Below are 19,003 nucleotides of genomic sequence, written 5' to 3' on the forward strand. Positions count from 1 at the left end.
GGCGTTGGCGAGGGCCTCCAGGTCGTCACCGCTGGGGCGGGCCGGGGCCGAGCTGTCGAGCAGGCGGACGACCTCCCAGCCGCGCGGGGCGGTGAGTCGCTCGGAGTGCTCGGCGCACAGGTCGTAGCAGTGGGGCTCGGCGTAGGTGGCGAGGGGGCCGAGGACCGCGGTCGAGTCGGCGTAGACGTACGTCAGCGTCGCGACGGCGGGTCGGCCGCAGGCGGTGCGCGAACAGCGACGTACAGGGCTCACGACGTTGGACGGTACCGCACTCTTGAGCGGGCCGCGACGACTCTCCACCAGGTCACTCCACCGTGTCGTGCGGTGAATCGCCCCACACGCCCTTCTGGACAAGCCCAGTTGACCTGCTGCGACGGGTGTTCGCACAATTCCCCGGCGGGGTGCGAGCGGCCACGATTCGGCACAAACATCGTCAATTGCGTTGTGCGTGGCGGTCTTGGAGCGTTACGGAAACGAGCCTTGGACCGGCCGGACCGGTCATCCTCGGACATCGGCGTCCGGCGCGGGCCGCCGCGTGGAGCCGGGCGCGCCGGGCGGGCGGGGACTAGGCTTCACCGGTGATGGACAACCGTGTACCGCCCCGTGCCGCAGGCCCCGGGCCCCGTCGCCGTGATCGTCACGGGCGGGGCATGCGGGGGCCCATCGCGCCTCCCCAGGTGCCGCTGGCCGCCAGTCGTGGCGAGGTGTTCGCGGATCTGGTGCAGGACTCCGTGGACCGGCTGGAGCGGCGGTGGCCGCAGCTGGGCGAGGTCGACTTCCTGGTCCTGGAGGTACCCCGCCTTGAGGGCGCGGGCGACGCGTGGGCCGACGAGGCCGTGCCGCTAGGCGGGATCATCCCCGCGCGGGAGGGCCGGCGGGCGCGGGTCGTGGTGTACCGGCGGCCGGTGGAGATCCGCACCAAGGGCCGCGAGGAGCGGGCCACGCTGGTGCACGAGGTCGTGGTGGAGCAGGTGGCCGAACTGCTGGGGCTCACCCCGGAGACGGTCGATCCCCGGTACGGCGAGGACTGACCGGGCCACGCGCGCGCGGCCCGGCCTTCTTGCGTGAACTTCCCTCCGGCGGGCTATTTCTGAAGGATCGCCAGGTCCTGGTCCGCCTGCGGTACGGACACCAGTCCGCGGTCGCTCGGCAGGGTCTGAACGGTGAAGCCGGGTACGCCCTCCTCCGTCGCCGACAGGGTGCGCGCGCCGTACACCGGGCCTCCGGAGACGGACTCCACCGTGAGCGCGTAGGTGCCGCGCAGGCCCGAGGGGACCGGGGCTTCCACGTTCTGGGTGGTGCCCGCCTTGATGGTGAAGGTCTTGGTGGCCGGGCTGCCGCCCTCGCTGCCCGCCGAGGCGGTGACCTTGACGGTGGCGGTGGCGCTGGGGGCGGTCAGGGCGAGGGTGGTGCCCTTGGCGCTGTTGTCGGCCGAGGTCGCGCGGCGGCCGACGGGGGCGGTCGCGGGGATGTACGCCGTCTCCCGCTTGGCGCCCGTGCCGCGTACGACGCGCAGCGCGGCCACCACCGGCACCGAGTTGTCGGCGGGGGTGAGGATCAGCGAGCCCGCCTGGTCCCGGGTGACGGCGCCGAGGTCGGCGGCGGTGGTCATGCCGGACTTGACGTGCAGCGTCTCGTTCCCGGCCGGGGTGATCGTGCCGTCCGGGGCGGCGAGGCGGATCTTCAGGTCGGCGTCGTCGTCGCCGGGAGTGAAGGCGATCAGGCGCACGTCGGTGGCGTCCTTGGGGATGCCGGGCAGGACCAGGCTGCCCGCCGGGTCGGCGGCCGGGGCGAGCCAGTCGCCGCCCCCGGTGTCGTCCTGGGCCTGGACGGCGGCACCGACCCGGCCGCTACGCACGGTGACGTGCACGGTCAGGTCGGTCTCCCGCTCGTCGGTGAGGGTGGAGAGCAGCACCGGTTCGCTCGCGTGCGGCTGGACGGTGATGCCGTCGGCGACCTCCGACTTGATCGCGCCGTCCTTGCCGTAGAGCCGGATGTCCACGACGGCGGCGGAGTCGTCCGGGTTGGTCAGGTGCACGTAGTCGGTGCGGCCCTCGGCGGTGCTCGCGCCGGGGAACCAGAACTCGGTGTCGGCGGGGGCGCAGGTGACGCCCTGGAGGCCGCTGCCGGTGCCCGCGGCGACCTCGGTGGTCTGCTGGACGGTCCAGCCGGGCGCGTACTTGCCGTCGGCGGTGCCGATGAGCGCGGGGGCCTCGGCGCCGGAGGCGTCGCCGGTGGCCGGGGTGCCGGGCTCCTTGGGCTTGAGGGGCGGCTCGGTGTCCTTGCCGCCCTTCTTGCTCTTGCCGCTGCTGCCGGAGCCGTCGGAGCTGGCGGAGTCCGTCTCGGTGGCCGCCTGGAGGGTGGCCTTGCCGCCCGCGTCGGTGCCCTTGGTGACGGGGGTGAACGACGTGTACGACGTCTCGGCGATGTCGGAGAAGCTGGGCGCCGGGCAGAGCAGTCCGGTGCGCTGCACGGGCAGTTCGGCGGCGGCCTTCGCCTGGCTCGCGCCGGACGCCGGGGGCGGGTCGAACGCCGCGTAGGCGGTGACACCGGCCAGCGCGGTCGCGCAGGCCAGGAGGGACAGGGTGGTGCGGTTCACTGCTGGCTCCCGTCGTGGCGCTCATCGCCGGTGCCGTAGGGCTGCTGGGCGGGGTCGTAGCCGTGCGGGTGGGCCGCCGGGTCGTAGGGCTGCGGCTGTCCGGCCGGGTCGCCGTAGCCGTACGGGTCGTACGGGTTCGGCTGGCCGGGCTGCTGGTACGGGGCGTTGCCGTAGCCGCCCTGGTAGGGGTCCTGGTACGGGTACGGGTTCTGGTCGGCCGGGTAGGCCGCGTACTCGCCCTCGGTGTACTCCGGGTACTCCGGCTCCCGGTACCCGGCCTCCGCGTAGGCGGGGGCGTCCCACTCGGCGTGGTTCTGCTGGTGCGGGACGGCGGCTTCGGGGCGTTCCTGCGGGAAGTCGCCCTCGGGGAAGTCCTCGCGTGGGCCGTCGGGGCCGGGGAAGTCCGGGTCGCCGGTGCCCGCTTCCGGGGCCTGCTGTTCCCTCAGTGCCGCTTCGCGCGCGGCCTGTTCCTCGGCCTGGGCGCGCAGACGGCGGGCGCGGCGGCCGTCGCCCGCGAGGTCGTCGGCGGTGATCAGGTCCTCCTCGGGGAGGTCGTCGTCGACGTCGCGGCGGCGGCCGGGGAGGGCGAGGACGACCAGGACGACCGCGAGCGCGCCCTGGGCCCACAGCCACAGGGTGTGGGTGAAGGGGGCGTCGTAGGTGACGTCCAGCTTGCCGCCGCTCGCGGGGAGTTCGAAGCCCTGGGCCCAGCCGTCGACCGTGGTGCGGGTGAGCGGCTTGCCGTCCAGGGTGGCGGTCCAGCCCTCGGCGGCGGTGTCGGCGAGCCTGAGGACGCGGCCGTCGGAGCCGCCGGGGACGGTGGTGTGGATCTCCACCGGGCCCGCGGCGACGGGCGTGGGCGTGCCGGAGCCGTCGCGGCCCACGAGGGCGGCGCGGGAGACGTCGGCGTTGACGCGCCACAGGCCGCTGCCGTTCTGCTGGCTGAGGCGGCTCAGGCCCGGGGTGGCGTCCAGGACGCGGCTGATCTGGCGGGGCGCGCCCTGGTGGACGAGGACGTAGCGCACGGCGAAGCCGCCGAGCTGTCCGGCCTGGTCGGCGCCGGAGCCCGCGACCAGATTGGCGACGATCTTGTCCAGGCGGGTGTTCGCGCCGTCGGAGGCGGTGAACTCGGCGTCGCCGAGGCGGGCGCCCGCGCCCCGGACCAGGCTGTAGCGCACCTGGGCGGTGGAGTCGCTGTCCAGGACGAGCGTGCGGGCCCGGTCGCGGGTGGAGGCGTCCTCGGCGACGAACGCGGGGACCTGTGCCGGGTCGCGGCGCTCCAGCGGGCCGTCGGCGCCGCCGATCATCCAGCTCGCGGCGGCAAGGAGCGGGCCGACCACCGAGGCGAGGGCGATCAGGGCGGCGACCGGCTGGCGCCAGCCGAAGCTCTGCTCGGCCACCCGCGCGCGTGCTCCGTCGGCGCCGAGCGAGGCGGCGGCGAGCAGGGCGATGCCGTAGACGAGGGTGGCGGGTCCGGCCCAGGCGGAGCCGTTGGACAGGACGGCGAGGACGAAGCCGACGAGCGCGACGGCCCACGCGGTGCGGATGCCCAGCTGCCGTTCGGAGCGCAGCAGGGCGGCGAGCGCGGCCAGGACGATGCCGATGAGCATCAGGCCGGGCACGGTGCCGGGGCCGCCGGGGCTCGTGCCGAGCAGGTCGGACGCCGAGGCGGCGGAGGGGCCGAAGTCCAGTCCCGCCTCGCCGAAGAAGTTCGTCGGCAGCAGGGTCAGCGACCAGGGGGCGAGGACCAGCAGGGGGGTGCCGAGCTGGACGAGGAGGCGCAGCAGGGACGCGATCAGGTCCGAGCGGCGCAGCACCAGGACGCCGATGCCGAGCACCAGGGCGGCGGGCCAGACGATCGGGGTGAACGCCGTGGTGATGGTCAGCAGCAGCGCGTACGCCCAGGTGGCGCGCCAACTGCCACGACCGCCCGAGGTGTTGGTGAGGCCGCTCGCGGCGACACCGGCGCGCGCGATGAGCGGCAGCAGCACGGCGAGGACGGCGGTGCCGATGCGGCCGCCCGCGAGGGCGCCGGTGACGGCGGGCAGGAAGGCGTAGGCGATGGCCGCCCAGGCGCGCAGCAGCCGGGAGTCGACCAGCGGCCGGGAGGCGAAGTAGGCGGTGAGGCCCGCGAGCGGCACCGAGCCGACCAGCAGCACCGTGACGGCGAGGCCGGTGGAGCCGAGGAGCAGGGAGGCGAGCGAGGCGACGACGGCCAGGTACGGCGGTGCGGCGGCGGTGCCGCCCGCGCCAGCGGGGTGCCAGGCGGCGCCGTAGGTGGCCCAGAGGTCGCTCGCGCCGGCCGGGACGGGCAGCAGGGCACCGCCCGCGAGGGCGCCGCCGCCGAGCAGGGCGCGGCAGGCGAGGAGGGAGATCAGCAGCAGGCCGAAGAAGAGCACCGGGCCGGGGTTGCGGGCGATGCGCTTGAGCCGGGCGTACCGCTCGACCTCGAAGAACTCGTCGTCGCCGCCGGTGTCCCCGCCGCCGCCGTGCCGTCCGACGGGGGTGGTGTCGGACTCGGAGCCGGTGGAGAAGTTGGCCGCGACCTGTTCGATCGTGACCCGGATGGTCGCGCCGGGCGGCGGGAAGAGCGGGCGGAGTTCGTCCTTGTCGACGACCGGGCGCCCGCGTCGCTTGCGGGCGGCGAGGACGCGCTCGGGGCGCAGCAGGGTGCCGAGCAGACCCCGGATCTCGTCCACGGCCTGGCCGGGCACCTTGCCGACGAGGTAGGCGAGGGTGCGCAGGAGGGTGCCGAGGACGAGCCGCAGCAGCACCCAGGGCAGCGCGGCGGTCCGGGTGTTGACCAGGAGGGTGTGGACCGCGCCCGCCTTGTCGACCTTGTGCGGGGAGGCGGCGGTGCGGCCCGCGCAGTCCACCGCGCGGCGTTCGCGGGAGGCGGCCTCGGCGTGCCGGACGACCGCGTCGGGGGCGATCAGGACGCGGTGGCCGGCCAGCTGGGCGCGCCAGCACAGGTCCACGTCGTCGCGCATGAGGGGCAGCCGCCGGTCGAAGCCGCCGAGCTCCTCGAAGACGTCGCGGCGGACGAGCATGCCCGCGGTGGAGACGGACAGGACGGGGCGCACGTGGTCGTGCTGGCCCTGGTCCTGCTCGCGGCGGTCCAGACCGGTCCAGCGGCGGCCGGAGTTGGCGATGGAGACGCCGACCTCCAGGAGCTGCCTGCGGTCGTACCAGCCGCGGAGCTTGGGGCCGACGACGGCCACGTCGTCCCGGCCGAGCTCGAGTTCGTTGTCGACGACGCGCAGCAGCTGGGCGAGCGCGTCGGGCTCCGGGGCGCAGTCGTCGTGCAGCAGCCAGAGCCACTGGACGGGTTCGCCCTGCGCCGGGCCGGGCCGGTCGTAGGCGTCGTCGCCCCAGGCACCGCCCGGTGTGTTCCAGCCGCCGAGGCCGCGGAGGTACGGCAGGTCGTCGGCGGTGAGCACGGGCGCGTGCCGGTCGGCCTCCTCGACGGCCGCGCCGAAGCCGGTGCGGCGGGCGAGATGGAGGACGTTGGCGTCACCGAGCGCCTCGGCGACCAGCTGGGCGGATCCGTCCTCGCTGCCGGTGTCGGCCGCCACCGCGTACTGCACGGGGCGCTCCTGGCCGATCAGCCCGGCGAGGGCGTCGGGCAGCCAGCGGGCGCCGTCGTGGGTGACGAGGACGGCGGTCACCACATGACGCGGGAACTCAGGGGTGGCAGCGTCGTGTTGGGCTGCCGTATGGCTGTGCACGGACATCGAGGTACGGGCCCCGGTTCGATGGACTGCGGTGGACGCGTGCGCCCCTGGTGCGGGGCGGGCGTCTCGGACGAGCGCCCACACTATCGGCTGGCCATGACGACGGCCCGCCGCCTGTGGATAACCCACGGGCGACGGGCCGTTCGCACCTTATGCACGGAACTTCTCCCGCCGTTCAGTCGTCAACGGCCGGATGGTGATCGGGAGTCGGTCAGACGGCAGCCTTCTTCAGGCGGCGCCGTTCACGCTCGGACAGACCGCCCCAGATGCCGAAACGTTCATCGTTGGCGAGGGCGTACTCGAGGCATTCGGAGCGGACCTCGCACGCGAGGCAGACCTTCTTGGCCTCTCTCGTCGAGCCGCCCTTCTCGGGGAAGAAGGACTCGGGGTCGGTCTGGGCGCACAGCGCGCGCTCCTGCCAGCCGAGCTCCTCGTCCGCGTCGTCGACCAGCAGTTGCTGCACCAGCTCGGTCATGTGCGCCCCTCGTCTGTCTTTCGCGTCCCCGTGCGTCGGCCGTAACCCTCCGGCCGAACGACACGAGTGAAATTACAAGTGTGCTGCTCCGGGCGAGTCAAGCCGAGATCTGCTATTGAGCCCGTTATTCACTCTGCGGAACCAAGGCCGTGCGGTAAGTGTTCAAATCGCCATAAACCTTGACACGCGTGCGGGCCCGGAGGGACGGCGGACCTCGCACACCTCCGTACGAGGAGAGACGCCCTCGTGTTCGTCTCCGTTCCGCGTGGCGTGGGCACGCGGTCCGCGCTCGACAACCGGATGTGCCCCATGTGTCCCGGCTGTCGGATGAACAAACCTTTCACCTCGGAGATGAACCGGATGAGGTGAAACATGTCCCACATTCCGGGCATCGAGTTGACACCGGTGGTGTGAGCCGCTCTCCTAGTGGGCATGTTCGCGAACTTGGCGCTCACCTCGACCCGCACCCGCGGGTCCCTCGGTGCTGCCCTCGTCCGCCGCAGCTGTTGCTGTTGTCCCAGCTGTTGAGCCCACCGCGCTCCAGCTGACACCGGACCCATCCCGGCCCGGTCGCCTCTCCCCGTCCTGCACCCCGCTCCAGGACACCCCGCACGCCCGCGATCCGGGCGGCTCCGCGTGAACCTTCCGCCCCCACTCCTCTTCCGAGGGACCACAGCACCCGATGAACAGCGACAACGACCTCCAGATCGCCGGCGACATCCTCGAAGTCCCCCATCTGCTCCAGCCGCCCCGTGAACACCCGGTGACCGTCGCCGAGTTCGCCGGGCTGGCCCGCGCCGTCGCCGCCGACCGCGCCCAGTGGGCCCATCTGATCCGCTACGACGCCACCACCCGCTGGTACCACCGGCTGCGCACCGGACCCGGATACGAGGTCTGGCTGCTGTCCTGGGTGCCGGGCCAGGGCAGCGGACTCCACGACCACGGCCGCTCCTCCGGTGTCCTCACCGTCCTGGAGGGCAGCCTGACCGAGCGCACCGAGCGCACCGAGCGCGGCACGCGCGCGCTCGCGGCCGGGGCCCAGCGGGTCTTCGCACCCGGGTACGTGCACGAGGTGGTCAACGACTCCCTGGAGCCCGCGGTCAGCCTGCACGTCTACTACCCGGGCCTCACGGCGATGCCCATGCACACGTCGGCAGACGGCGAGGCGCACGGCGAGGTCCGGGCCGAGCCGTGCCCGGCCGTGGTGTGAGCCACTCCCCCCGCTGAGCGCTCACGGCGGCTGACAGACTGTGGCCATGCGCATTGTGGTTCTGGCAGGCGGCATCGGCGGTGCCCGGTTTCTGCGCGGTCTCAAGAAGGCCGCCCCGGACGCGGACATCACGGTCATCGGCAACACCGGCGACGACATCCATCTCTTCGGTCTGAAGGTCTGTCCGGACCTCGACACGGTGATGTACACGCTCGGCGGCGGCATCAACGAGGAACAGGGCTGGGGCCGGGAGGACGAGAGCTTCCGGGTCAAGGAGGAGCTGGCGGCCTACGGCGCCGGACCGAGCTGGTTCGGCCTGGGCGACCGGGACTTCGCGACCCACATCGTGCGGACGCAGATGCTGGACGCCGGGTACCCCCTGAGCGCCGTCACCGAGGCACTGTGCGCCCGCTGGCAGCCCGGCGTGAAGCTGATCCCGATGACCGACGACCGCGTGGAGACCCACGTGGCCGTAGAGGTCGACGGCGAGCGCAAGGCCGTCCACTTCCAGGAGTACTGGGTGCGGCTGCGCGCCTCGGTGCCCGCCGAGGCCGTCGTGCCGGTCGGCGCCGAGCAGTCCAAGCCCGCGCCCGGTGTCCTGGAGGCCATCGCCGAGGCCGACGTCGTCCTCTTCCCGCCGTCCAACCCGGTCGTGTCCGTGGGCACGATCCTCGCCGTGCCCGGCATCCGCGAGGCCATCGCGGAGGCGGGCGTACCGGTGGTGGGGCTCTCCCCCATCGTCGGGGACGCGCCCGTGCGCGGGATGGCCGACAAGGTGCTCGCGGCGGTCGGTGTGGAGTCCACGGCGGCTGCCGTGGCCGCGCACTACGGCTCGGGCCTCCTTGACGGCTGGCTGGTCGACACCGTCGACGCGGGCGCGGTCGAGCGGGTGCAGGCGGACGGCATCCGCTGCCGGGCCGTGCCGCTGATGATGACCGACGAGGACGCGGCCGCCGCCATGGCGCGCGAGGCGCTCGCGCTGGCCGAGGAGGTACGGGGCGCGTGACCACGAGCGAGTACCGGGTCTGGGCCCCCGAGGGGCTGCCCGAGGTGGCCCCCGGCGACGACCTGGCCAAGCTGATCGCGGCCGCCGAACCGGGGCTTGCCGACGGGGACGTGCTGCTCGTCACCTCCAAGATCGTGTCCAAGGCCGAGGGCCGGATCGTGGAGGCGTCCGACCGTGAGGCCGCGATCGACGCCGAGACCGTCCGGGTGGTGGCCCGGCGCGGGTCGCTGCGCATCGTGGAGAACCGGCAGGGCCTCGTCATGGCGGCCGCCGGGGTCGACGCGTCCAACACCCCCGGGGGCACCGTCCTGCTGCTCCCCGAGGACCCGGACGCCTCCGCGCGCGCGATCCGCGAGGGCCTACGGGCGGCGCTCGGCGTCGACGTGGGCGTGGTCGTCACCGACACCTTCGGGCGGCCGTGGCGTGCGGGCCTGACCGACGTGGCGATCGGCGCCGCCGGGGTGCGGGTCCTGGACGACCTGCGCGGCGGCACCGACGCGCACGGCAACCCGCTCTCCGCCACCGTCGTCGCCACCGCCGACGAACTCGCGGCGGCGGGCGACCTGGTCAAGGGCAAGTCCGCCGGGCGCCCGGTGGCCGTACTGCGCGGCCTGCCGCACGTGGTGATCGGCGCGGACGAAATCGGCGAGGACGGCGAGGGTGCGCGGGCGCTGGTGCGCTCCGCGCGCGACGACATGTTCCGGCTCGGCACCTCCGAGGCGGTCCGCGAGGCGGTGACCCAGCGGCGCACCGTACGGGCCTTCACCGACGAGCCGGTGGACCCGGGCGCCGTCCGCCGCGCGGTGGCCGCCGCCGTGACCGCGCCCGCCCCGCACCACACGACGCCGTGGCGGTTCGTGCTCCTCGAATCGGCCGAGTCCCGGCTGCGGCTGCTCGACGCGATGCGGGACGCCTGGATCGCGGACCTGCGCCGGGACGGCAAGAGCGAGGAGTCCATCGCCAAGCGGGTCCGCCGGGGCGAGGTGCTGCGCAACGCGCCGTACCTGGTCGTGCCCTGCCTCGTCATGGACGGCTCGCACACCTACGGCGACGCGCGGCGCGACGGTGCCGAGCGGGAGATGTTCGTGGTCGCCATGGGCGCGGGCGTGCAGAACCTGCTGGTCGCGCTGGCCGGGGAACGGCTGGGCTCGGCCTGGGTGTCGTCCACCATGTTCTGCCGGGACGTCGTGCGCGAGGTGCTCGACCTGCCGGCCGACTGGTCCCCGATGGGCGCGGTCGCCGTCGGCCACGCGGCCCAGGACCCGGCGTCGCGTCCGGCGCGGGACGCGGGGGCGTTCATCGAGGTTCGCTGAAAGGGGGCGGGGGCTGCCCTAGTCTCATAGGGCAGCCCCCGCATCCCTAGGACTCATCAGTGGCAGGACGTTTCGCTCCCCGGCCCGTTACGCGTACGACCGTGCGCGGCGGGGAGGTCACCGCGTCCGCCCCGGTGCCCCGGCAGGCGGGCGCGCCCCGCACCCGTACATGGGTGCCGGACGGGCCGCTGGACCTCGGTCTTGTGCTCGGGCCGCTGCGGCGCGGGCCTGCCGATCCGATGTTCCGGGCGGCGCGTGACGGCTCGGTGTGGCGGGCCTGCCGTACGCCCGCCGGTCCGGGCACGCTGCGGGTGTCCGCGCGTGGCGGCGAGGTGTGCGGTGAGGCGTGGGGCCCCGGCGCCGAGTGGCTGCTCGACCGGCTGCCCGAGCTGCTGGGCGCCGCCGACGACCCCGGGGCGTTCGAGCCCCGGCACCGGATCGTGGCCCTGGCCCGGCACCGGCGCCCCGGGCTGCGGCTGACCCGCACCGGTCTGGTGCTGGAGTCGCTGATCCCCTCGGTCCTGGAGCAGAAGGTCACGACCGACGAGGCGTACCGGGCCTGGCGGCTGCTGGTGCGCCGGTTCGGGGAGCCCGCGCCGGGGCCTGCCGGTACGGGTGAGCGCCCCATGTACGTGATGCCCGCGCCCCGGGCCTGGGCGCTGATCCCCTCCTGGGAGTGGCACCGCGCGGGTGTCGACGACAAGCGGGCGTCGACGATCCTGCGCGCGGTTCGGCTTGCCGCCCGACTGGAGCGCACGGTGGGTCTGTCTCCGGTCGAGGCGCGGGCCCGGCTGGAGGTTGTCCCCGGCGTGGGGCCCTGGACCTCGGCGGAGGTGGTTCAGCGCAGTCATGGCGCCGCCGACGAGGTGACTGTCGGCGACCTTCATCTTCCGCGCATCGTCGGGTGGGCGCTGGCGGGGGACCGGGATGCCGACGATGCGGTGATGCTGCGCTTGCTTGAGCCGTATGCCTCTCAGGGGCAGCGGCATCGGGCGGCTCGGTTGATTTTGCTGAGCGGGGGCGCTCCGGCTCGGCGGAAGCCGAAGATGCCGCGGGTGGATATCGGGCGGCTGTAGGGGCCTTGGGGCTGCGCCCCCGGCCCCCTTTCGGAGCTTCGCCGTTGGGGGTTCTCGCCAGTGCCGGGTGCGGGTGCGTTGTGGCTTGTCGCGCGGTTCCCCGCGCCCCTTCGGGACGTGCCCCTTGTTCGTCAGCACCCCTTGTTCGTCAGCACCCCGGTATCTCGCGCACCCCGCCCGCGACAGCTACATGTCCGACGAGAACCGCACCGCCCCCGCCGGAATCTGCGCCCCGCACCACACGCGGACCCCGTCCCGCAGTTCGTTGTCCGCGCCGACCACCGCTCCGTCGCCGACAACAGCACCCGTGAGGACAGATCGCTCCCCCACCCGGGCCCGCGTCCCGATCAGCGAGTCGGTGATGACCGCCCCCGCCTCCACGACCGCTCCCGGCAGGATCGCCGAGCCCGAGATACGCGCCCCCTCCGCGATGTACGCGCCCTCGCCGACCACCGTGCCGCCGGTCAGCTTGGCGTCGGGCGCGACGGTGGCCGTGGGGAGGATCAGGCGGTCGCCGCGTCGGCCGGGGACGGCAGGGGAGGGGGCGCGGCCCAGGACCAGGTCGGCCGAGCCGCGGACGAAGGCGGCCGGGGTGCCGAGGTCGAGCCAGTAGGTGGAGTCGACCATGCCCTGGAGGTGGGCCCCGGCGGCCAGCAGGCCGGGGAAGGTCTCGCGCTCGACCGAGACGGGGCGGCCCGCCGGGATCGCGTCGATGACGGAGCGGCGGAAGACGTAGGCGCCCGCGTTGATCTGGTCGGTGACGATCTCCTCGGGGGTCTGCGGCTTCTCCAGGAAGGCCAGCACGCGCCCGGTGTCGTCGGTGGGGACCAGGCCGTACGCCCTCGGGTCGGTCACCTTCGTCAGGTGCAGGGAGACGTCCGCGCCGGTGGACTCGTGGGTGTCCACCAGGGCCCGGATGTCGAGTCCGGTGAGGATGTCGCCGTTGAAGACCAGCACCGGGTCGTCGGGGCCTGAGTCCAGCCGCGTGGCCACGTTGCGGATCGCGCCGCCGGTGCCGAGGGGTTCCCGCTCGGTGACGTACTCGATGTGGAGGCCGAGGTCGGAGCCGTCGCCGAAGTACGGCTCGAAGACCTCGGCGAGGTAGCTCGTGGCGAGGACGATGTGCTCGACGCCCGCCGCTCTGGCCCGGGCCAGCTGGTGGGTGAGGAACGGCACCCCGGCCGCCGGGACCATGGGCTTGGGCGTGTGCACCGTGAGCGGTCGCAGCCGCGTGCCCTTGCCGCCGACCAGGAGGATCGCTTCTGTCACCTGTCGTCTCTGCTTCCTGCCGGGACCGGCGGAACGTCTCGTTTCGGCCGGCCAGTGTATGCAGACCGTGCGACGGCGCCCCGGGTGGCCGCGCGGTGTACCGCGTGATCGGCGTGCGGTCCTCCCCCGGCCGCACCCACCGTCCCCACCCGCCCCCCGACGGCACGCTCTTCTCCTTCGGATAGAGGTTGCCACCGCCGGCCGCCGGGCAACCCTTGCGCCACGCCCGCCGGGACACCTTCACAGGCCCCGCGAGCCCCGCAGGCCGCCCCGGGCGGCGTACTCTTGCGCGGGTGACTGCCACCGATCGCACCCCCGCCGACCTGCTGCGTTCCGCGCTCGCCGCGGACGCGGGCCGCCCCCTGGTGACGTACTACGACGACGCCACGGGCGAACGTGTCGAGTTGTCCGTGGCCACCTTCGCCAACTGGGTGGCCAAGACCGCCAATCTGCTCCAGGGCGAGCTGAACGCCGGACCCGGTGACCGGGTGGCGCTGCTGCTGCCCGCGCACTGGCAGACGGCCGTGTGGCTGCTGGCCTGCGCATCGGTGGGCGCGGTGGCCGACGTGGGCGGCGACGCGGCGGCGGCCGACGTGGTGGTGAGCGGCCCGGACTCGCTGGAGGCGGCGCGGGCGTGCCGGGGCGAGCGGGTGGCCATGGCGCTGCGTCCGCTGGGCGGCCGGTTCCCCGTGGTCCCGGACGGCTTCCTCGACTACGCGGCCGAAGTGCCGGGCCAGGGAGACCGGTTCGCGCCGTTCGCGCCCGTGGACCCGGACGAGCCCGCGCTGATCGTGGCCGGGGCGGAGTCCAGCGCGGCCGAGGTGGTCGAGCGGGCCCGCGCGGACGCGCCCGCGCTGGATCTGACGGGCCCGGGCTCCCGGCTGCTGTCGGGGCTGCCGTACGACACCTGGGAGGGGCTGAGCGCGGGGCTGTACGCCCCGCTGGCCGCCGGTGGTTCGGTGGTGCTGTGCCGCAACCTGGACCGGCTGGACGGGGACGCGCTCGCCAAGCGCATCGAGGCCGAACGGGTCACGGCCTCGCGCCACTGACCCGCCGGGGCCGTCCTCCTCGCACCACCGGCCCGTCGGCCCCGTCCTCACCCGTCCGGCGCAGCAAAGGGCGGCCCGGGGCCCGCTTCGCCGCCATGGTCGTAGAAGAGGGATGTGACGCTCGTACGCCATGGATCGGGGTGGACCTGACGTGCCCGACAGCGCAGGCAGGCCACCCGCTTCCGGCCCCGGGTCCTCGGCCACCGGGGACGGGCTGGCCCGGCGGCGCAGGCGACGGTGGGTCAGGGGTACGGCGCTGGGCTCGGCCGCGCTGCTGCTGGCGGCCGCCGGGGCGGGCTGGGCCGTCTACGACCGGCTCAGTTCCAACATCACCCCGGACGACGCGGCCGCCCGCGAGCTGGCCCGCTACGAACGCGAGCGGCCCACCGCGCTGGTGAAGGACGCCCAGAACATCCTGCTCATCGGGTCCGACACCCGGGCCGGGGACAACGGCGCGTACGGGCGCGACACGGGCAGCGCGCGCTCCGACACCACGATCCTGCTGCATCTGGCCGCCGACCGGCGCAGCGCCACCGCCGTCTCGCTGCCCCGCGATCTGATGGTGCACGTCCCCGAGTGCGTGGGCGCGGACGGCGGCCGTACCGACCCGACGTTCGCGATGCTCAACCACGCCTTCCAGCTGGGCGGTTCGGCCTGCACGATCCGTACCGTCGAGGAGCTGACCGGCATCCGCGTGGACCACCACATGGTCGTGGACTTCAGCGGGTTCAAGGAGATGGTGGACGCGGTCGACGGGGTGCGGCTGTGCCTGAAGGAGCCCATCGACGACAAGGCGGCCGGGCTCAGGCTGCCCGCGGGCGCGACGACCCTCGACGGGGAGCAGGCGCTCGGTTACGTACGCGCCCGCAAGACCCTCGGCGACGGCAGCGACACCGACCGGATGGAGCGCCAGCAACGTTTTCTCGGCGCGCTGGTGGAGAAGGTGCGCGGCAGCGACGTACTGCTGAATCCGGTGAAGCTCTATCCGGTGCTGGACGCGGCCACCTCCGCGCTCACCACGGACCCGGAACTGGCGAATCTGCGGGGTTTGTACCAGTTGGTGCGCGGACTGCGCGACATCCCCACCGAACATGTGCAGTTCCTGACGGTCCCTCGCAAGGCATACGTCTACGACTCCAATCGCGACCAGCTCGTGGAGCCGGACGCCGACCGCCTCTTCGCGCGGCTGCGGGCGGACCAACCCGTCGCGGTGAGCAAGGACACTTCACCTGAAAACACCGGTAATGCCCATCAGCAAGGCTCCATGAACGACGCTTCTCCGGTGCCGACTTTTCACGGGAACACGGCCGCCGAACGGGCCTGTGAGTAATGCGTGCACCAAAACGGCGAACTTTTGTTCAGGAATATGGGCGGGATTGCCCGGTTGTAGGAACGTGGAATTTGTCACGCGCGTCGCCCGACGCTGAACTGGGCGGATAGTGTGAGCGATCCGATGCACCCGGCCCCTCGGTTCAGGCCCTGAGGCCGTGCGTCGATTCACCGAGACCCGAGCGCCTACGAGGGGGAAGGCGCCGCGTGGCCCCGACGGAGGATTTGGACAACCGTGGACGCGCAAAGCCGTGGGCGGGCGGACAACATCGATCCCGCAGACCAGTGGGTGCTCAATCCGAACACCGGCGAATACGAACTGCGACTAAATCCTTCCGGAGCGCAATCGCCCGTTCCGGGTCCGCGTAGGTCGGCCCGCCGTGACAACGGCGCCGCACCTCCGCGCCAGCGGGGCGACGCGCCGGTCCGGGAGCCCCGCGAGAGCGAGGCGGAGGTGCCGCAGTCGCGCCGCCGCCGGGGGGCCGAGCCCGAGCCGGAGCCGCAGGGACGGCGCGGCGGCCGACGCCCCGCGCAGAAGCCGAAGAAGTCGAAGGCGAAGAAGGTCCTGGCGTGGACCGGCGGCGGCATGGCACTCGTGCTGGTCGCCGTGGGCTCGGCGGGCTACTTCTATGTGAAGCACCTCGCGGGCAACGTCGCCACGACGGACGTCGGCAGCGTGGCCAAGAAGGGCTTCAGCAAGGACGGCGCCTTCAACATCCTGATCATCGGCACCGACAAGCGCACCGGCAGCGGCAACGCGGGCTACGGCGACAAGAACAGCGTCGGCCACGCGGACACCAACATCCTGTTGCACGTCGCCAAGGACCGCACCAACGCGACGGCAATGAGCATCCCGCGCGACCTCGTCGTGGACGTGCCGGACTGCGAGAGCGTCCAGCCGGACGGCACCAAGAAGATCATCAGCGGCACCGACCAGGTGCGCTTCAACGAGAGCCTCGGTCAGGAGGGCCGCGACGCGGGCTGCACCATGAAGACCGTGCAGGCCGCCACCGGGATCAGGCCCGACCACTTCATGATGGTCGACTTCAACGCGGTCAAGACGCTGACCTCGGCGGTGGGCGGTGTCGAGGTGTGCCTGGCGCACCCCGTGAACGACCCGAAGTCGCACCTCGACCTCCCCCAGGGGAAGTCGAACGTCGAGGGCGAGCAGGCGCTGGCGTTCGTCCGTACCCGGCACAGCTTCGGCAACCACGGCGACCTGGACCGCATCAAGGCGCAGCAGCAGTTCATGGGGTCGCTGATGCGCAAGATGTCCTCCGGCGACACCCTCTCCAACCCGAGCAAGTTGCTGAGCCTGGCGGAGGCCGCCACCAAGGCGCTCACCGTCGACAAGGGCATCGGCTCGGTGGGCACGCTCAAGGACGTCGCGCTGGAGCTGAAGAAGGTCCCGCCGAAGAACATCACCTTCCTGACGGTGCCGGTGGTGGACAACCCGGCGGACGGTGCGGTCCACAAGACCGTGATCATCAGCCAGGAGCTGGCGCCGCCCGTCTTCGACGCCATCAACAACGACGTCTCCTTCACGGACGTCAAGAAGAAGGAGAAGGCCGCCAAGGACGCCCAGGCCGCCCGGCTCAAGGGCACCCGCTCCACGCCCGCCGAGATCCGGGTGCGCATCTTCAACGGCGGTGCGAAGGGCGGCAGCGCGTCGGCGACCCTCCTGTGGATGCAGACCGAGAAGGGCATCCTGAAGTCGGAGAACGCGGGCAACGCCGATGCCGAGCAGAGCAGGACCACTCTGGAGTACGCGCCCGACCAGGCGCCCCAGGCGCGTGAACTGGCCGCCCTCATGGGCCTGTCGGGCTCCGCGCTCAAGCCGGGCGAGAGCGTGACCAACTCCCAGGGGCTGCCCACGATGACCCTGACCCTCGGCAAGGACTTCAAGGGCGCGGGCGTCTCGATGACCGCCCCGGCGAAGGCGCCGAAGGTCGACAACCAGTCGACGGCCGGCACGGCCGGGTGCGCTTCATAGGTTTCAACTCGTAGGTAACGGTTCGGGCCCGTCGTGCGTCTATAAGGACGCGGGACGGGCCCGTTTGCTTGGCGGGGTACAGGAGGCCGGGAGTTGGCGCAGAGCGGCGTACGGGGGAAGGCCGATCCGGCGGGGGCGGCGACGGCCGCACCCGCCGGCCGGGGCCCTTCGAAGGGCGGCAGACGAGGCGCCCCGCGCGGGCGCGGGCGGCGGGTGCTGCGCTGGGCGGCGATCCTGCTGGCCCTGGTGATACTCGGGTCGGCGGGGGCCGGCTATCTCTACTATCAGCACCTCAACGACAACATCACCAAGGGCGAGCGGAACGGCGGCGACGACTCCAAGGTCCACCGCACCCAGCCCGACGCGGCGGGCCGTACGCCGCTGAACATCCTGCTCATCGGCTCCGACGACCGGAACTCCGACGAGAACGTGAAGCTCGGCGGCAGCAAGGACAACCGGGGCAACCCCCCGCTCGGCGACGTGCAGATGCTCATCCACCTCTCGGCGGACCGTGAGAGCGCCGCCATGGTGAGCATCCCGCGCGACACCCGCGTGGCCATCCCCAAGTGCGTGGACCCCAAGACCAAGCGCGTCTACCCGCCCACCGAGGGCATCATCAACACCACGCTCGCCCGGGGCGGCGCGGGCTGCACGCTGGCCACCTGGCAGCAGCTGACCGGCGTCTACATCGACCACTGGATGACCATCGACTTCACCGGTGTGGTGCGGATGGCCGACGCCGTCGGCGGTGTCGAGGTGTGCGTCAACCAGAACGTCTGGGACCACTCGACACCCGCCCAGCGCGGCGGCTCCGGGCTGAAGCTGACGGCGGGCCCGCACAAGGTCAAGCACATACAGGCCCTCCAGTGGCTGCGCACCCGGCACGCCTGGGGCAGCGACGTGATGCGCGCCCGCGCCCAGCACATGTACCTGAACTCGATGATCCGCACGCTCAAGGGCCAGAACGTCTTCACCGACAGCGGCAGGCTGACGGACCTGGCCGAGGCCGCCACCAAGTCCCTGGTGGTGTCCAAGGAGATCGGCACGGTCAAGAAGCTCTACGACCTCGGCACACAGCTGAAGTCCGTCCCGGCCGACCGCATCACCTCGGTCACCATGCCCAACGTGGAGGACCCGCTCAACCGCGAGCACGTGGTGCCGCAGCAGACCGGGGCCGACAGGCTGTGGGAGATGCTGCGCGACGACGTGCCGCTGGACAAGAACGGCAAGCCGGCCAAGCCCAAACCCCAGCCGTCCAAGACCGCTTCGCTCCAGCCCTCCCGGCTCGGGGTGGCCGTGGTCAACGGCACCGGCAGCGCGTCCCGGGCCGCCGTGCCGGGCCGGGCGGCGGACGTCCGTGCGGTCCTGGCCCAGGGCGGCTACGACCGGGCGGCGACGGACACCTCGGCAGCGCTCTCCGAGGACCGGACGGTCGTCCGCTACCCGAGCGCCGATCTGGAGGGCGACGCGCAGGGTGTGGCCAAGGCGCTCGGCATTCCGCTGAGCCAGGTGGAGCGGTCCACGGACGTCTCGGGCGTGACGGTGGTCGTCGGCGCGGACTGGCGCACCGGCACCGCGTACCCGAAGAAGGCCGCCCCGAAGGCCGGTGACATCCCCGCCGGTTCCGACGCCATCAACGGCTCGGATACCTCCGCCTGCATGGACGTGTACAAGCCGTACCAGTGGTAGACCTGCGCTCCCGCTGACGGCACGTCGGGCTTGGCGTTCACAGGGGCCTCGCGTTACCGCGAATGGGGGACACCCTTGCGCGCCGCCGGGGCTGCGACGCGGGCTGGAGATCGTATCGGCCTACGGTTCCTACAAACCCCACGTACGGCCCAGCCCGGAGGTGTCCCTTGCCCAGACCGCCTCGGCCCCCCTCCCCCACGGCCAAGGGCGGTGCGGCCGCCCCCGGCCCGCGGCGCCGTCCGCAGCCGCCCGGGCGGGCGC

The 19,003-nt window shown here is 73.0% G+C and carries 14 protein-coding genes; 9 read left to right on the plus strand and 5 right to left on the minus strand.

Annotated features, from left to right (window positions below):
* On the minus strand, positions 1–300 hold a 300-nt coding region (locus tag GTW40_RS25660; protein ID WP_161182538.1), incomplete at its 3' end, for a DUF3499 domain-containing protein.
* A gap of 281 nt (positions 301–581) precedes the next feature.
* Here GTW40_RS25660 and GTW40_RS25665 point away from each other — a divergent pair.
* Positions 582–1,031, plus strand: coding sequence for a metallopeptidase family protein (locus GTW40_RS25665; RefSeq protein WP_161182547.1), 450 nt, complete (start codon positions 582–584; stop codon positions 1,029–1,031).
* A gap of 53 nt (positions 1,032–1,084) precedes the next feature.
* Here GTW40_RS25665 and GTW40_RS25670 read toward each other — a convergent pair whose 3' ends face one another.
* The 3 genes from GTW40_RS25670 to GTW40_RS25680 form a co-directional block, all read right to left on the minus strand.
* Entirely contained in the window at positions 1,085–2,599 is a 1,515-nt protein-coding gene (locus GTW40_RS25670; protein ID WP_161182539.1) for a DUF5719 family protein, read from the minus strand.
* Complete coding sequence (locus GTW40_RS25675) at positions 2,596–6,333, minus strand: glycosyltransferase (RefSeq protein ID WP_202486418.1); 3,738 nt, start codon at positions 6,331–6,333, stop codon at positions 2,596–2,598. The genes GTW40_RS25670 and GTW40_RS25675 overlap by 4 nt, the downstream gene beginning before the upstream one ends.
* Before the next feature lie 211 nt (positions 6,334–6,544).
* The gene (locus tag GTW40_RS25680) at positions 6,545–6,808 is read right to left on the minus strand and encodes a WhiB family transcriptional regulator (protein ID WP_003975777.1); all 264 of its coding nucleotides are present in this window, start codon (positions 6,806–6,808) and stop codon (positions 6,545–6,547) included.
* 682 nt (positions 6,809–7,490) lie between these two features.
* Here GTW40_RS25680 and GTW40_RS25685 point away from each other — a divergent pair.
* The 4 genes from GTW40_RS25685 to GTW40_RS25700 are packed head-to-tail and all read left to right on the plus strand — an operon-like array spanning position 7,491 to position 11,413.
* Positions 7,491–8,018 (plus strand): cysteine dioxygenase family protein, encoded by a 528-nt coding sequence (locus GTW40_RS25685; RefSeq protein WP_161182540.1) that lies wholly within the window; start codon positions 7,491–7,493, stop codon positions 8,016–8,018.
* 46 nt (positions 8,019–8,064) lie between these two features.
* Positions 8,065–9,024, plus strand: a complete 960-nt coding sequence (gene cofD, locus GTW40_RS25690) for a 2-phospho-L-lactate transferase (protein WP_161182541.1) — start codon at positions 8,065–8,067, stop codon at positions 9,022–9,024.
* Complete coding sequence (locus GTW40_RS25695; RefSeq protein ID WP_161182542.1) at positions 9,021–10,337, plus strand: coenzyme F420-0:L-glutamate ligase; 1,317 nt, start codon at positions 9,021–9,023, stop codon at positions 10,335–10,337. Before cofD ends, GTW40_RS25695 begins: the two co-directional genes overlap by 4 nt.
* Before the next feature lie 59 nt (positions 10,338–10,396).
* A complete protein-coding gene (locus tag GTW40_RS25700; protein WP_343245787.1) occupies positions 10,397–11,413 on the plus strand; it encodes a DNA-3-methyladenine glycosylase 2 family protein in 1,017 nt (338 codons plus the stop codon).
* 186 nt (positions 11,414–11,599) lie between these two features.
* Here GTW40_RS25700 and GTW40_RS25705 read toward each other — a convergent pair whose 3' ends face one another.
* On the minus strand, positions 11,600–12,682 hold the full coding sequence (locus GTW40_RS25705) for an NDP-sugar synthase (protein WP_161182543.1): 1,083 nt from the start codon (positions 12,680–12,682) through the stop codon (positions 11,600–11,602).
* 293 nt (positions 12,683–12,975) lie between these two features.
* On the opposite strand from GTW40_RS25705, the gene GTW40_RS25710 reads away from it, so the two are divergent.
* The 4 genes from GTW40_RS25710 to GTW40_RS25725 all read left to right on the plus strand — a co-directional run bounded on the left by GTW40_RS25710 (position 12,976) and on the right by GTW40_RS25725 (position 18,742).
* Positions 12,976–13,731: a TIGR03089 family protein gene (locus tag GTW40_RS25710; protein WP_161182544.1), complete on the plus strand. Its 756-nt coding sequence runs from the start codon at positions 12,976–12,978 to the stop codon at positions 13,729–13,731.
* A gap of 151 nt (positions 13,732–13,882) precedes the next feature.
* Entirely contained in the window at positions 13,883–15,061 is a 1,179-nt protein-coding gene (locus tag GTW40_RS25715) for an LCP family protein (protein ID WP_161182545.1), read from the plus strand.
* Between the two features lie 234 nt (positions 15,062–15,295).
* Positions 15,296–17,053 carry an LCP family protein gene (locus GTW40_RS25720; RefSeq protein WP_161182546.1) on the plus strand — a complete coding sequence of 586 codons (1,758 nt, stop codon included), beginning with the start codon at positions 15,296–15,298 and terminating at the stop codon, positions 17,051–17,053.
* A gap of 93 nt (positions 17,054–17,146) precedes the next feature.
* Complete coding sequence (locus tag GTW40_RS25725) at positions 17,147–18,742, plus strand: LCP family protein (RefSeq protein WP_202486420.1); 1,596 nt, start codon at positions 17,147–17,149, stop codon at positions 18,740–18,742.
* Positions 18,743–19,003: the final 261 nt, after the last annotated feature.

The organism is Streptomyces sp. SID4985, from assembly GCF_009863025.1.
Taxonomy (GTDB): Bacteria; Actinomycetota; Actinomycetes; order Streptomycetales; family Streptomycetaceae; genus Streptomyces.